This window comes from Burkholderia sp. GW821-FHT14F03 (genome assembly GCF_058803765.1).
Genome location: NZ_JBXAPG010000039.1, coordinates 24,965 through 37,725, shown reverse-complemented (window position 1 = coordinate 37,725; position 12,761 = coordinate 24,965). Strand labels below are relative to the sequence as shown.

Annotated in this window: 13 protein-coding genes; 6 read left to right on the top strand and 7 right to left on the bottom strand. The window is 68.5% G+C overall.

The window, feature by feature from the left end; all coding sequences use genetic code 11:
* Window positions 1-105: 105 nt before the first annotated feature.
* Together AC1RQF_RS24250 and AC1RQF_RS24245 are read left to right on the top strand one after the other, a co-directional pair.
* Window positions 106-1,791 carry an NAD+ synthase gene (locus AC1RQF_RS24250; protein WP_492873139.1) on the top strand — a complete coding sequence of 562 codons (1,686 nt, stop codon included), beginning with the start codon at window positions 106-108 and terminating at the stop codon, window positions 1,789-1,791.
* 79 nt (window positions 1,792-1,870) lie between these two features.
* Window positions 1,871-2,209 (top strand): P-II family nitrogen regulator, encoded by a 339-nt coding sequence (locus AC1RQF_RS24245; protein WP_252982396.1) that lies wholly within the window; start codon window positions 1,871-1,873, stop codon window positions 2,207-2,209.
* Window positions 2,210-2,339: 130 nt separating this feature from the next.
* Here the strand turns inward: AC1RQF_RS24245 and AC1RQF_RS24240 are convergent, their stop codons facing one another.
* The gene (locus AC1RQF_RS24240; RefSeq protein ID WP_273998621.1) at window positions 2,340-3,434 is read right to left on the bottom strand and encodes a porin; all 1,095 of its coding nucleotides are present in this window, start codon (window positions 3,432-3,434) and stop codon (window positions 2,340-2,342) included.
* 499 nt (window positions 3,435-3,933) lie between these two features.
* Window positions 3,934-4,887, bottom strand: coding sequence for a LysR family transcriptional regulator (locus tag AC1RQF_RS24235; protein ID WP_274004350.1), 954 nt, complete (start codon window positions 4,885-4,887; stop codon window positions 3,934-3,936).
* A gap of 67 nt (window positions 4,888-4,954) precedes the next feature.
* On the opposite strand from AC1RQF_RS24235, the gene AC1RQF_RS24230 reads away from it, so the two are divergent.
* Window positions 4,955-5,473 (top strand): GNAT family N-acetyltransferase, encoded by a 519-nt coding sequence (locus tag AC1RQF_RS24230; protein ID WP_443111526.1) that lies wholly within the window; start codon window positions 4,955-4,957, stop codon window positions 5,471-5,473.
* A 94-nt stretch (window positions 5,474-5,567) separates the two neighbouring features.
* On the opposite strand, the gene AC1RQF_RS24225 is transcribed toward AC1RQF_RS24230, so the two are convergent.
* The 4 genes from AC1RQF_RS24225 to AC1RQF_RS24210 form a co-directional block, all read right to left on the bottom strand.
* Window positions 5,568-6,347, bottom strand: coding sequence for an ABC transporter ATP-binding protein (locus AC1RQF_RS24225; RefSeq protein ID WP_273998618.1), 780 nt, complete (start codon window positions 6,345-6,347; stop codon window positions 5,568-5,570).
* Between the two features lie 19 nt (window positions 6,348-6,366).
* Window positions 6,367-7,080, bottom strand: coding sequence for an ABC transporter permease (locus AC1RQF_RS24220; protein ID WP_273998617.1), 714 nt, complete (start codon window positions 7,078-7,080; stop codon window positions 6,367-6,369).
* Window positions 7,077-7,766 carry an ABC transporter permease gene (locus AC1RQF_RS24215; RefSeq protein WP_273998616.1) on the bottom strand — a complete coding sequence of 230 codons (690 nt, stop codon included), beginning with the start codon at window positions 7,764-7,766 and terminating at the stop codon, window positions 7,077-7,079. The genes AC1RQF_RS24220 and AC1RQF_RS24215 overlap by 4 nt, the downstream gene beginning before the upstream one ends.
* Window positions 7,767-7,913: 147 nt before the next feature.
* The gene (locus AC1RQF_RS24210) at window positions 7,914-8,690 is read right to left on the bottom strand and encodes an ABC transporter substrate-binding protein (RefSeq protein WP_273998614.1); all 777 of its coding nucleotides are present in this window, start codon (window positions 8,688-8,690) and stop codon (window positions 7,914-7,916) included.
* A gap of 305 nt (window positions 8,691-8,995) precedes the next feature.
* On the opposite strand from AC1RQF_RS24210, the gene AC1RQF_RS24205 reads away from it, so the two are divergent.
* Window positions 8,996-9,691, top strand: a complete 696-nt coding sequence (locus tag AC1RQF_RS24205; RefSeq protein WP_273998613.1) for a pirin family protein — start codon at window positions 8,996-8,998, stop codon at window positions 9,689-9,691.
* A 217-nt stretch (window positions 9,692-9,908) separates the two neighbouring features.
* Here AC1RQF_RS24205 and AC1RQF_RS24200 read toward each other — a convergent pair whose 3' ends face one another.
* On the bottom strand, window positions 9,909-10,472 hold the full coding sequence (locus tag AC1RQF_RS24200; protein ID WP_492873138.1) for a Spy/CpxP family protein refolding chaperone: 564 nt from the start codon (window positions 10,470-10,472) through the stop codon (window positions 9,909-9,911).
* 232 nt (window positions 10,473-10,704) lie between these two features.
* On the opposite strand from AC1RQF_RS24200, the gene AC1RQF_RS24195 reads away from it, so the two are divergent.
* Window positions 10,705-11,430 carry a response regulator gene (locus AC1RQF_RS24195; protein WP_252982387.1) on the top strand — a complete coding sequence of 242 codons (726 nt, stop codon included), beginning with the start codon at window positions 10,705-10,707 and terminating at the stop codon, window positions 11,428-11,430.
* Window positions 11,414-12,727, top strand: coding sequence for an ATP-binding protein (locus tag AC1RQF_RS24190; protein WP_273998610.1), 1,314 nt, complete (start codon window positions 11,414-11,416; stop codon window positions 12,725-12,727). Before AC1RQF_RS24195 ends, AC1RQF_RS24190 begins: the two co-directional genes overlap by 17 nt.
* Window positions 12,728-12,761: the final 34 nt, after the last annotated feature.

Here is a 12,761-nt window from a genome sequence, read left to right as displayed (position 1 = left end):
GTATCAATCCGTTCCGTTCCATGTGGCGGACGCCGCGGCGTCCGCCGGCAGGTTTATCCAAAGCCGTTCGCGCGGCGCGCCGGCGAGGCCGCCGCTGATCCCGTCATGAAGACTCGTATCGCTCTTGCCCAACTCAACGTCACCGTCGGCGATTTCGCCGGCAACGTCGCGCGGCTGGTGGCCGCCGCGCACGCCGCGCACCAGGATGGCGCACACCTCCTGATCACGCCGGAACTCGCGCTGTCGGGCTATCCGCCCGAGGATCTGCTGCTGCGTCCGGCGTTCTACGCGGCCTCGGCCGCCGCGCTCGCGGAGCTGGCCGCGCAGCTGAAGCCGCTCGACGGCCTCGCGGTGCTGGTCGGCCATCCGCTGCGCGCGCCCAGCGCCGATGGTAATGCAAACCGCCCGATCGAGCGCGGCGCGGCGCCCGCCGACACCTACAACGCGGCGTCGCTGATCGTCGGCGGCGAGATCGTCGGCACCTACCGGAAGCAGGACCTGCCGAACGCCGAGGTGTTCGACGAGAAGCGCTATTTCGCGACCGATGCCGAGCCGTTCGTGTTCGACCTGCATGGCACGCGCTACGGCGTGGTGATCTGCGAGGACGTCTGGCATGCGTCGGCCGCGCAGATCGCGAAGGCGGCGGGCGCGCAGGTGCTGCTCGTGCCGAACGGCTCGCCGTACCACCTGAACAAGGAGGCGGTGCGCGTCGACATCCTGCGCGCGCGGATCCGCGAGACCGGGCTGCCCGTCGTGTACGTGAACCTCGTCGGCGGCCAGGACGAACTGGTGTTCGACGGCGGCTCGTTCGTGCTCGACGGCGCGGGCGAACTGGTCGCGCGGATGCAGCAGTTCGCCGAGGGCCACGCGATCGTCGAGTTCGACGGCGCGCGGCCGCTGCCGGGCGCGATCGAGCCGACGCTGACGGTCGAGGCGCAGGTGTATCGCGCGCTGGTGCTCGGCGTGCGCGACTACATCGGCAAGAACGGTTTCCCGGGCGCGCTGATCGGCCTGTCGGGCGGCGTCGATTCGGCGCTGGTGCTCGCGATCGCGTGCGACGCGCTGGGCGCGGAGCGCGTGCGCGCGGTGATGATGCCGTCGCGCTATACCGCGGACATCTCGACGACCGACGCGGCCGAGATGGCGCGCCGGGTCGGCGTGCGCTACGACGAGATCGCGATCGCGCCGATGTTCGACGCGTTCCGCGGCGCGCTCGCGAGCGAGTTCGCGGGGCGCGCGGAGGACGCGACCGAGGAGAACATCCAGGCGCGCATCCGCGGCACGCTGCTGATGGCGCTGTCGAACAAGTTCGGCTCGATCGTGCTGACGACGGGCAACAAGAGCGAGATGGCGGTCGGCTACTGCACGCTGTACGGCGACATGGCGGGCGGCTTCGCGGTCATCAAGGACATCGCGAAGACGCTGGTCTACCGGCTGTGCCACTACCGCAACGGGGCGGCCGAGTACGACTCGCGCGACATCATCCCCGAGCGGATCCTGACGCGCGCGCCGTCGGCGGAACTGCGCGAGAACCAGACCGACCAGGACAGCCTGCCGCCGTACGAGGTGCTCGACGCGATCATGCGGATGTACATGGAGGAGGACCGGCCGCTTTCGGAGATCGTCGCGGCGGGTTATGCGCAGGCGGATGTGACGCGTGTCACGCGGCTCATCAAGATCAACGAATACAAGCGCCGCCAGGCGCCGATCGGGATCCGCGTCACGCATCGCGCGTTCGGGCGCGACTGGCGCTACCCGATCACGTCGCGGTTCGCGGAGCGGATCGACTGACGCGCGGCGGGCAGGGCATGGGCCGCGCGGCATGCCGCGCGGCGGAGCGAGACTTTCATTCAATCAGAGGGGCACCATCATGAAACGCATCACCGCCATCATCAAGCCGTTCAAGCTCGACGAAGTTCGCGAGGCGCTCGCCGAGGTCGGCCTGACCGGGCTCACGGTCACCGAGGTCAAGGGTTTCGGCCGGCAGAAGGGGCATACCGAACTGTATCGCGGCGCGGAGTATGTGGTCGACTTCCTGCCCAAGATGAAGATCGAGGTGGTGGTCGCCGCGAGCCAGGTCGACCAGGTGATCGACGCGGTGATCGGCGCCGCGCGCACCGGCAAGATCGGCGACGGCAAGATCTTCGTGTCGGACGTCGAACGCGTGATCCGGATCCGCACCGGCGAGGAGAACGAGGCGGCGGTCTGAACGGGCGCGTTGCCCGATGTCCGACGAGACAATAAAAAACGGTGCGATACCCGGGTGGGTACCGCACCGATACGCGCCTCTCGCAGCAGCGTGAAAACTTCGTCTTGAGTTGGAATCAGCCGCGCGCGGCTCAGAACAGGTGCTGGATGCCCGCGTACACGCCCGTCTGGCTGCCGCCGAACTTCGGATTGCCGTTCGCGATGTCCGTACCCGCCGGGTTCGCGTTCAGGCCGAAGTTCGCGGTCTTGCTGTTGCGCACCGTCGCGACCTGCAGGTCGAGCAGCGTGCGCTTCGACAGGTTGTACGAGCCGCCGACCGTGTAGATGTTCGCGTTGCCGCCGCCGTTGTTGGCGTTCACGTGGTACACGGCGGCGATCAGCGCGGCAGCCGGCGTGGCCTGCCAGGTCACGCCGCCCCAGACCTGCTGGGTGGTCGTGACGCCGTTGTTGGCCGGATTGCCCGCGGTGGAGTTCGCGTGCGACGACTGATAGGCCGCCTGCAGCTTGAACTGGCCGAGGAACACGTTCACGCCCGCGAAGTATTCGCGCGAGTAGTTGAACACGTCGTCGAGCTGGCCGGTGACCGGGTTGCGCGCTTCGTCGTAGACGCCGCGCACCTGGAACAGCGCGTTCGTGTAGGTGACCTGCAGGCCTTCGCTGCGACCTTGGCCGGTGCTGCCGTTGCCGTTCCAGTTGGTCGCGTTCGACAGCGAGTACTGGCCGTACACGTCGAAGCCGTAGAATTTCGGCGACTGATACGAGATGTTGTTGCTGGTCTTGTTCCAGTTACGGCCGCGCACGAGCGACGCGGTCGACCACGACGACTGGCCGAACGGATCGAAGTCCCACACGCCGTTCGCGATCGCGAGTTCGCGGCCGAGCAGCAGGGTACCGTAGCTGTCGTTGGCGATACCGATCGTCGCCCAGCGATTCCAGAGGCTGCCGCCGCCCGGGCCGGTGCCGTCCATCGTGTTGAAGCTGCCTTCCAGCTGGAACACCACCTTGTTGCCGCCGCCGATGTCCTCGGAGCCCTTCAAGCCCCACAGGCTGGTGCCCCAGTTGCCGCTTTCGGCACGCCAGCGGCTCGCGCTGCCGCCGTTCGCGCTGGGCAGGCCGTTCATATACTCGATGCCGGCGTCGATCCGGCCGTACAGCGTGACGCTGCTTTGAGCCTGCGCCGCCACCCCGGCGGTCATCAGTGCCGCCGCGAGCAAAGCTTTCTTCATCATCTCCTCCATACCCTGTCAAAAAGTCAACCCAGTACCACGCGAGATGTCCGGAACCGGATTCCGGACAAAATTGGGATAACCAGGGAGACCGCGTGCGGGGCCGGCTGGGCAGTGCACGTCGGGAGCGACGGATGGACCGTTTTGCGAACCCGTGCGACCGGATGGGCCTGCCGGGGTCTCCTTGTTGTCATGAAGTAAAACTACTTTTCATGATCTTCGTTTTGCTACTTTGGTTACTAATTTAGCAAAAATACACTTTGGTGGCGACGAAAATCGTTGTTTGACTAGCCCGTGTCGCCAAATTGCAATGATGGTGTGCGGCAGGTCGCACGCGCGGCATGCGTAAGATGGGCGCTACCCTTGTCGAATAAGGGACTCACGATTTCGCACGGGGAGGCTCAAGGATTGCGAGTATTGACGGTGATAATTGTCAGGCGTAGTGCGAAATTGCTCCTATTTGGTAAGCATTTAGTAATTTCAGCCGGCGTCCGCGGTTTCAGTCGAACGCGGGCACGGCCTGCAATAGTTGCGCGCGCAGCCATTGATGCGCGTCGGTGCGCGCGCGCTGCGCATGGGTGTAGACCTTGACCGTGTAGCGCGGTATCTCGAACGGCGCATCGAGGATCCGGATCGGCGCGGCGTGGCGCAGCGCGAGCGCGGCGCGGTGCGGCACCGTCATCAGCAGCGCCGAGTCGGCGATGATGAACGGCGCGGCCAGCACGGTCGGCAGTTGCACGGCGACATCGCGCGCGAGTCCGAGCCGTTCGAGCACGTGGTCGACCATGCCGCGCGGTTCGTTCCAGGGCGTCACCACCACGTGCCGCTCGGCCAGGTACTGGTCGAGGCTCAACGGGCCGTCGATGCGCGGATGCGGATCGCGCGCGATCACCACGTAGTCGTCGGAGAACCAGTCGAACTCCTCGACGCCCGTCGCATGGGCGGCCGGATCGTCGTTGTAGCCGAGCGCGAAGTCGACGCGGCCCGAGGCGAGGTCGTCGGTCGCGACGCGGCGGCTCGAATAGACGATCCGGAAGCGCAGCCGCGGCGCCTGCTGCTGCATGCGCGCGATGAACGCGGGCAGGACCGCGAACGCCGTGTAGTCGGTCGCCGCGAACACGAAGGTGTGGTCGCTGTCCGCGGGATCGAAATGGCGGGTGCGCTGCAGGCCCTGCGACATCACGCCGAGAGCGTCGCCGACCCATCCCGCCATCTGTTCGGCGCGCGCCGTCGGCTGCATCGCGTTGCCGAGCCGCACGAACAGCTCGTCGCCCGTCGCCTGGCGCAGGCGCGCGAGCGCGTGGCTCAGCGCGGAGGGGCTCAGCGCCATCTCGTGCGCGGCCGCGCTCACCGAGCGATGGCGGCACAGCGCGTCGAACACGAGCAGCAGATTGAGGTCGAGGCGGCGCAGATCGGAATGCATGGATTTCATGTCTGGATGAAGAAATTGCACTTCCTGCATGAAGGGGCACACCGTAGCATGAGGGGTCCGGCGGCGCCAGTGCTGCGCCCGTCATCCGATGCAACCGAGGAGCCGTGCCTTGACTACCTGGATTCGCCCCGCCGCGCGCGCCGACGCCGCGCTGATCCTGCGCTTCGTGACCGAGCTGGCCGAGTATGAAAACGCGCGCGACCAGGTCGTCGCGACCGTCGAATCGATCGAGCGCAGCCTGTTCGGCGCGACGCCCGCCGCGCGTGCGCTGATCGTCGAGGTGGGCGGCGAGGCGGCCGGGTTCGCGGTGTACTGCCGCTCGTATTCGACCTGGCTCGGCCAGGCCGGCCTGTACCTCGAGGATGTCTACGTGGCGCCGCATGCGCGCGGCGCGGGCGTGGGTCAGGCGCTGATGCGCGCGCTGGCGCGCATCGCGGTGGAGGAGGGTTGCGGCCGTTTCGAATGGAGCGTGCTCGACTGGAATGCGCCGGCGATCCGCTTCTACGAGGCGCTGGGCGCGGCCGCGCAGCCCGAGTGGGTGCGCTACCGGCTCGCGGGCGACGCGCTGCGCGCCGCGGCCGCCGACGCGCCCGCCGCCGCGGGCTGAGCGAGGGCAAGCGCGCCTTGAATGGCGCGGGCTGCCGGCGCGCGGGCGGGTGGCTTCGCCCCGGCGCGCGCCGCCCGCCGCCGCGGCCCGGCCGTTACTTGAGGCTGCCGGACAGGAACTGCTTCAGGCGTTCGCTGCGGGTGCCGCCGAACACCTCGGCGGGCGCGCCTTCTTCCTCGACGCGGCCCTGGTGCAGGAACATCACGTGGTTCGACACGTTGCGCGCGAAGCCCATCTCGTGCGTGACGACGATCATGGTGCGGCCTTCCTCGGCCAGCTTCTGCATCACCTTCAGCACTTCGCCGACCAGTTCCGGATCGAGCGCGGAAGTCGGCTCGTCGAACAGCATCACGTCCGGCTGCATCGCCAGCGCGCGCGCGATCGCGACGCGCTGCTGCTGGCCGCCCGACAGGTGCGACGGATACTGCTTCTCGAGGCGCGGCGCGAGCCCCACCTTCTCCAGGTATTCGCGCGCGCGTTCCTCGGCCTCGCGCTTCGACAGCCCCAGCACGTTGACGGGGGCCTCGATCACGTTCTCCAGCACGTTCAGGTGCGACCACAGGTTGAAGTGCTGGAACACCATCGCGAGCTTGGTGCGCACGCGGCGCAGCTGCTGCGGGTCGGCGGCCTTGAGCGCGCCGCCCTTGTCGCGCGCGGTGCGGACTTCTTCGCCGTCGACGAAGATGCGGCCCGCATTGGGCTGCTCGAGGAAGTTGATGCAGCGGAGCATCGTGCTCTTGCCCGAACCGGACGAGCCGATCACGCTGATCACGTCGCCGGCGTTCGCTTTCAGCGACACGCCCTTGAGCACCTCGTTGCTGCCGTACTGCTTGTGAAGATCGTCGACGAAAAGCTTGTGCATCTGGGTAGTCATCAGAGGGTCCTGGCGCGGCTTACTTGCCCTGCGGGCGCAGGTAGGCGAGCCAGCGGTGCTCGGCGCGGCGGAACAGCCACACGAGCGTAAACGAGATCGAGAGATAGAGCAGGGCGGCGATGCCGAACGCGTGGAACGACATGTAGGTCGCCGAATTCACGTCGCGCGCGATCTTGAGGATGTCGGGCACGGTCGCGGTGAACGCGACCGTGGTCGCGTGCAGCATCAGGATCACTTCGTTGCTGTACAGCGGCAGCGCGCGCCGCAGCGCCGACGGCAGCACGACGCGCCGGTACAGCGTGAAGCTCGACATCCCGTAGGCGCGCGCCGCCTCGATCTCGCCGTACGAGGTGGCCTTGATCGCGCCCGCGAAGATCTCGGTCGTATACGCGCAGGTGTTGAGCGTGAACGCGAGCAGCGTGCAGTTCATGCCGTCGCGGAAGAACGAATCGAGGAGCGGCGTGCCGCGCACCGCCTGCAGGCTGTAGAGGCCCGTGTAGCAGAGCAGCAGCTGCACGTAGAGCGGGGTGCCGCGGAACACGTAGGTGTAGAGCCACACCGCGCCCGACAGCCATTTCCTCTTCGACACGCGCGCGACCGCGAGCGGGACCGACAGGCAAAAGCCGATGCCGATCGACACGACGAGCAGCCACAGCGTGATCGCGAGGCCCGTGAAGCGATACCCGTCGGTATACAGGTAGTTGCGCCAGTATTCTTGGATCAGGTCGATCATAGGTCTGCCTTTCGGACGCCGGTCGAGTAACGCTTTTCAAGCCACATCAGCACGAAGTTCGAGATCGTCGTGATCGCGAGGTAGATCGCGCCGGCCAGCAGGGTGAAGAAGAAGAACCGCAGCGTGCCCTTGCCGGCGTCCTGCGAGGCCTTGACGACGTCCGCGAGGCCGATGATCGACACGAGCGCGGTCGACTTGACGAGCACCTGCCAGTTGTTGCCGATGCCCGGCAGCGCGAAGCGCATCATCTGCGGGAACATGATCCGCGTGAACACCTGCCAGTTCGTCATGCCGTACGCGCTGCCCGCCTCGAGCTGGCCGCGCGGCACCGACAGGAACGCGCCGCGGAAGGTCTCGGTGAAGTACGCGCCGTAGATGAAGCCGAGCACCAGCACGCCGGCCGCGAACGGATCGATGTCGATCTGATCCCAGTTCATCAGGTCGGTCAGCTGGTTCAGCCAGATCTGCAGGCTGTAGAACAAGAGCAGCATCAGCACCAGGTCGGGCACGCCGCGGATCAGCGTCGTATACAGCGTGCCGGCGCCCTGTGACAGGCGGTTGCGCGACAGCTTCGCCGCCGCGCCGAGCAGGCCGAGCAGGAACGAGAGCACCAGCGACAGCACCGCAAGCTTGACGGTCTGCCAGGTGCCGGAAAGAATCAGCGGGCCGTAGCCTTGAAGAAACATATGAAGTCCTTGACGACGCGCGCGCGGCGTCGCGAAAGACGCGCCCCGCGCTGTGCGGAACGCCCCGTGCGTATCGGACTGCCCGGCCGCGGCGCGGGCAGCGCGTGATCGGCGCGCGGTCGCCTCGCGGGCGGCCGCGCGACCGGCTTACTTCGCCGAATAGATGCTGAACGAGAAGTAGCGGTGCGACAGCCTGTCGTACGTCCCGTCCTTGTGCATCGCGGCCAGCGCCTGATTGATCTTCTCCTTCAGGTCGATATCCTCCTTGCGCAGGCCCATCGCGGTGCCGTCGCCGAGGGTCTTCGGATCCTTCACGTCCGGGCCGGCCCAGGCGAAGCCCTTGCCGCGCGCCGTGCGCAGGAAACCGTAGTCGGCCTGCAGCTCGTCCTGCAGCGCGGCGTCGAGCCGGCCCGAACCGAGGTCGGCGTAGACCTGGTCCTGGTTCTGGTAGGGGACGATCGTCACGCCCTGCGGTTCCCAGTGGGTCTTCGCGAAGGTTTCCTGGGTCGAGCCCTGCTCGACCCCGACCCGCTTGCCCTTCAGCGATTCGACCGTGGGCCGCAGCGGCGAGCCGGCCGGCGCGATCATGCGCGCGGGCGCGTCGTACAGCTTGTCGGAGAAGTCGATCTGCTCGCGGCGCTTGTCGGTGATCGTCAGCGACGACACGATCACGTCGAACTTCTTGGCCTTCAGTGCGGGGATGATGCCGTCGAGATCCTGCGGGACCCAGACGCACTTCGCGTTGATCCGCTTGCAGACCTCCTTGGTCAGGTCGACGTCGAAACCGACGATGTCGCCGCTGGGGGCCGTCGATTCGAACGGCGGATAGCTGGCGTCGACGCCGATCCGCACGGTCTTCCAATCTTTCGCGAAGGCGCCGCCCGCCGCAAGGGCGAGGGCTGCGCACAGGGCGAGCTTCTTCATGTCGTTCCTCTTCCTGACTGCCTGGGCCGCGTGCCGGGATGAGCCGGGGCGCGGCGTGCCGGCCGTATTCTAGGTAGCCAAAATTCGCGTTCGCCGGCTTTTCTCGTCGCCTCCCGCAGGGAAGGGACGGCCAAAAGCGCGGTATTTTACCCGAACCCCGACCGGGCCCCGGAAGAAACTGGCGCGGGCCGCCGGGCGGGCGATTGGCGCGATCCGGGCAACGATCCGGTGCGGACGCGCGGATTGTTGCGCGAGGGGTGCGCCCCTACATTGGTTCCGTGCCATTCAATCGAACGGAGACCGCCATGTTCCGGATTCGCCGCGCGGCCGAGCGCGACCATGCCAGCCAGGGGTGGCTCGAACGCCACCGCAGTTTCGCGGCGCCCGATGCGCCCGACGACCCGCACCCGCCGCTCGGCGCGCTGTACGCGCTCAATGACGAATGCATCGCGCCGACCCGCGGTTTCAGCCTGCACCCGCATCGCGACCTGGAAATCGTCACCTACGTGCTGGAGGGGGCGCTCGCGCATCGCGACAGCATGGGCAACGGCGCGATCCTGCGGGCGGGCGATGCGCAGCGGCTGAGCGCCGGGCGGGGGATGCTGCACAGCACCTACAACGCGTCGTGCGCCCTGCCGCTGCGCCTGCTGCAGATCTGGCTGCGGCCGGGCGAGCGCGGCGGGCGGCCGGACTATGCGGGGCAGCGCCGCGCGGAGCACGGCCGGCGCGGGCTGCGGGCGCTCGCGGCGCCGGGCGGGCGCGACGGGGTGTTGTCGCTGCGCGCCGACGCGGCGATCTACGTCGGGCTGTTCGACGGCCCGGAGCGGGCCGTGTTCGACCTCGCGGCGAGGCGGCGCGCCTATGTGCACGTTGTGCGCGGCGCGCTGGCGGTCAACGGCGAGCGGCTGGAGGCGGGCGACGGCGCGCGGATCGGCGGGGTCGACGCGGTCTCGTTCGCGTGCGGCGAGCAGGCGGAGGTGCTGCTGTTCGATCTGGGGTGACGGTCGGCGGAAGGCGGAAGGCGGAAGGCGGAAGGTGGAAGGTGGACGGTGGACGGTGGAAGGTGGAAGGTGGAAGGTGGAAGGTGGAAGGCGCAAGGCGCAAGGCGGCTGCCACCCGATCGCGCGCCTCGCCGCCCGCGCGTGAAAACGCCGCGACGGGGCGCGAACCCCGGCGCGGCGTTGTCATGAGCGCGGCCCGGGAGGCCGCGGCAGGCGCTTACTGCGGCTGGGCCGGCGCGGCGGCCGACGCGCCTTGCGCGGCGCGGTGCTGCTGCCAGCGTTCCTTCATCTTCTCGTGGCGCTGCGCCATCTTCGCCATGTGCTCCTTGAACGCCGTGCTGACGGTGGTCTTCTGCTGGTCGTTCAGGCCGTTGTAGAACGCGAGCCAGGCGGCCGAAGTCTGTTCGCGCAGCTGCGCGTTCTGTTGCTCGACCTGCTGGCGGGCCGCGTGCAGCGCGTTCATGTCGAGGATCGGCTGGTTCCGCTGGGCGGCGAACTGCTGGCGGATCTGCTCGTGGTTCTTGCGCATCGCCGCGCCGTTCTGCTTCATGGTGTTGAGGGCGGCCTGCCACTGCTGTTCCTGCGCGGTGGACAGGTTCAGCTTGTCGTGCAGGCGCTTCATCATCATGAACGGACCGCCTTCGTGCCCGTCGTGCATCCGGTGCATGCCGGGGCCGCCGGACGGCGGCTGGTCGGCAGGCGCGGCTTGGGCGGTGGCGCCGAAGGCAAGGGCGAGCACGGCGGAGGCGGCGATGGCCACCCGGGACATCTTCTTATACATTTCGGATACTCCTGTGTGAACGGGGCCACGATGCGGCGGGCGTCCAGCGATTGCGCCGACGCTCGCCGGCATCCGGTAAGACGCAGCGTAGCCAAGCGCTACCCGCGGCGTGTTACGCGACGGCGGAGGGTGTTTACCAGCCATTACACTTCCCTTGCGTCGTAACCCGCAGTAACCCTTTCGGAACGTTGTTTCTCCTAAGTCTCCCAACCTGCACGATAAACTTCACGCCATGACTACCCAGATCCTCATCGTCGACGACGACCAAGAACTGCGCGACCTGCTGCGCGACTACCTCGTTCGCCAGGGCATGGAGGTGTCGGTCCTGCACGACGCCGCATCGCTCGAAAAGCGCCTCGAACGCGAGCGTCCCGACCTGATCGTGCTCGATCTCATGATGCCGGGCGTCGACGGCCTGACCGCGCTGCGGCAGCTGCGCGCGGCGGGCGACGACATCCCCGTGATCATGCTGACCGCGCGCGCGGACGACGTCGACCGCATCGTCGGCCTCGAACTGGGCGCGGACGACTACCTCGGCAAGCCGTTCAACCCGCGCGAGCTGCTCGCGCGCGTGCAGGCGGTGCTGCGGCGGCGCCGCACGACGCCGTCGGCGGCGGCGCCCGAGCAGCGCGAGCCGTACGCGTTCGGCCGCTTCGTGCTCGATTTCCAGGCCCGCACGCTGGCCGTCGACGGCAAGCCGGCGACGCTGTCGAGCAGCGAATTCGCGCTCCTGAAGATCTTCGTCAACAACGCGCTGCGCACGCTGACCCGCGAGCGCCTCCTGGAGCTGCTGCACGGGCCGGAATACGACGGCACCGACCGCGGCATCGACGTGCAGGTCTGGCGCCTGCGCCGCATCCTCGAGAGCGATCCGTCGACGCCGCGTTTCATCCAGACGGTACGGGGCCGCGGCTACGTGTTCGTGCCGAACGGCGAGGCTCATGCGCAAACCCATTGATTCGCTGTTCGGGCGGCTGGCACTCCTCGTGGTGGGGGTGCTGTTGCTGTCGCATTTCGCGTGGTACACGGCGATCCGGCTCGAGCGCAACCAGTTTCAGGCGCGCTACGCGGTCGAGGAAGCCGCCTTCCTCGTCGACGCGGTGCGCCAGCACGCCGAGCGCGCGCCCGGCCAGCCGCTGCCGTCGCGGGTGCGGCTCGTGCCGCCGGACAGCCCCGACGTGCCGCGCGACGATCCGGACCTGCCGGTGCCGCTGCGGCGTTTCGTCGACGACCTGCGCGAGCGCATGCCGGCCGGCACCCAGGTGCGGATCGGCGCGCCGGGCCGGCCGCCCGTGCTGTGGGTGAAGGAACCGTCCGACGCCGAATGGATCGTGGTGCCCGCGCAGCCGCTGCGCCCGCCGCGTTCGCTCGACCGGATGGTGCTGTGGCTCGTGATGATCTTCTCGGCGGCGGTGATGGCCGCGCTGTTCGCCGCCTGGCAGCTGCAGCAGCCGCTGCGTTCGCTCGCGCGCGCGGTCGCGCGCTTCGGCCGCGGCATGCCGGTGCCGCCGCTGCGCGAGCGCGGCCCGCGCGAGCTGCGCCAGCTGACGCGCGGCTTCAACCAGATGGTCCAGCAGGTGTCGGGCGCGGAAAACGATCGCGCGGTGATGCTCGCGGGTGTCGCGCACGACCTGCGCACGCCGCTCGCGCGCATGCGGCTGCGGGCCGAGATGATGGACGACGCGCGCCTGCGCGACGGCGTGGTGCGCGACGTCGACTCGATGTCGCACATCGTCGACCAGTTCCTCGTGTTCGCGCACGGCGGCGCCGATCGCAGCGAAGTGGTCGAGGTCGACCAGGCCTGCGAGCGGGTGGCGAGAACCTACCGTGCGGTGGCGCCCAACGCGCCGGCGGTGCGGACCGAGCTGAACGCGGGGCCGGGCTTCCGGCTGCCGACCGCGTCGCTCGACCGGATCCTGTCGAACCTGCTCGACAACGCGCACGCCTACGGCGCGCCGCCCGTGACGATCGCGACCGCGCGCACCCCCGAGGGCTATGCGCTGACGGTCAGCGACCACGGCAAGGGCATCGCGCCGCGCGACCTGGCCGACGCGAGCCGGCCGTTCGTGCGGCTCGACCCGGCGCGCGGCGGCAACGGCCACAGCGGGCTCGGGCTCGCGATCGTCGAGCGGCTCGTGCAGCGCACGGGCGGCGCGTGCGAGATCGGCAACCGGGAAGAGGGGGGCTTGCAGATCACGATGACCTTCCCGCTCGACGTGATGTCGAAGGAAGCGCCGCAGGCGGCGACTTCGTGACCGCATGAGCGCGGCGCCCGGCGGGCGCAGGCGC

What these genes read in the sequence shown, in the direction of transcription:
- AC1RQF_RS24240 (WP_273998621.1), bottom strand. Translation starts at nt 3,434, where the DNA reads ATGAAGAAAGCTTTGCTCGCGGCGGCACTGATGACCGCCGGGGTGGCG.
- AC1RQF_RS24195 (WP_252982387.1), top strand. Translation starts at nt 10,705, where the DNA reads ATGACTACCCAGATCCTCATCGTCGACGACGACCAAGAACTGCGCGAC.
- AC1RQF_RS24245 (WP_252982396.1), top strand. Translation starts at nt 1,871, where the DNA reads ATGAAACGCATCACCGCCATCATCAAGCCGTTCAAGCTCGACGAAGTT.
- AC1RQF_RS24250 (WP_492873139.1), top strand. Translation starts at nt 106, where the DNA reads ATGAAGACTCGTATCGCTCTTGCCCAACTCAACGTCACCGTCGGCGAT.
- AC1RQF_RS24200 (WP_492873138.1), bottom strand. Translation starts at nt 10,472, where the DNA reads ATGTATAAGAAGATGTCCCGGGTGGCCATCGCCGCCTCCGCCGTGCTC.
- AC1RQF_RS24225 (WP_273998618.1), bottom strand. Translation starts at nt 6,347, where the DNA reads ATGACTACCCAGATGCACAAGCTTTTCGTCGACGATCTTCACAAGCAG.
- AC1RQF_RS24205 (WP_273998613.1), top strand. Translation starts at nt 8,996, where the DNA reads ATGTTCCGGATTCGCCGCGCGGCCGAGCGCGACCATGCCAGCCAGGGG.
- AC1RQF_RS24215 (WP_273998616.1), bottom strand. Translation starts at nt 7,766, where the DNA reads ATGTTTCTTCAAGGCTACGGCCCGCTGATTCTTTCCGGCACCTGGCAG.
- AC1RQF_RS24210 (WP_273998614.1), bottom strand. Translation starts at nt 8,690, where the DNA reads ATGAAGAAGCTCGCCCTGTGCGCAGCCCTCGCCCTTGCGGCGGGCGGC.
- AC1RQF_RS24190 (WP_273998610.1), top strand. Translation starts at nt 11,414, where the DNA reads ATGCGCAAACCCATTGATTCGCTGTTCGGGCGGCTGGCACTCCTCGTG.
- AC1RQF_RS24220 (WP_273998617.1), bottom strand. Translation starts at nt 7,080, where the DNA reads ATGATCGACCTGATCCAAGAATACTGGCGCAACTACCTGTATACCGAC.
- AC1RQF_RS24230 (WP_443111526.1), top strand. Translation starts at nt 4,955, where the DNA reads ATGCAACCGAGGAGCCGTGCCTTGACTACCTGGATTCGCCCCGCCGCG.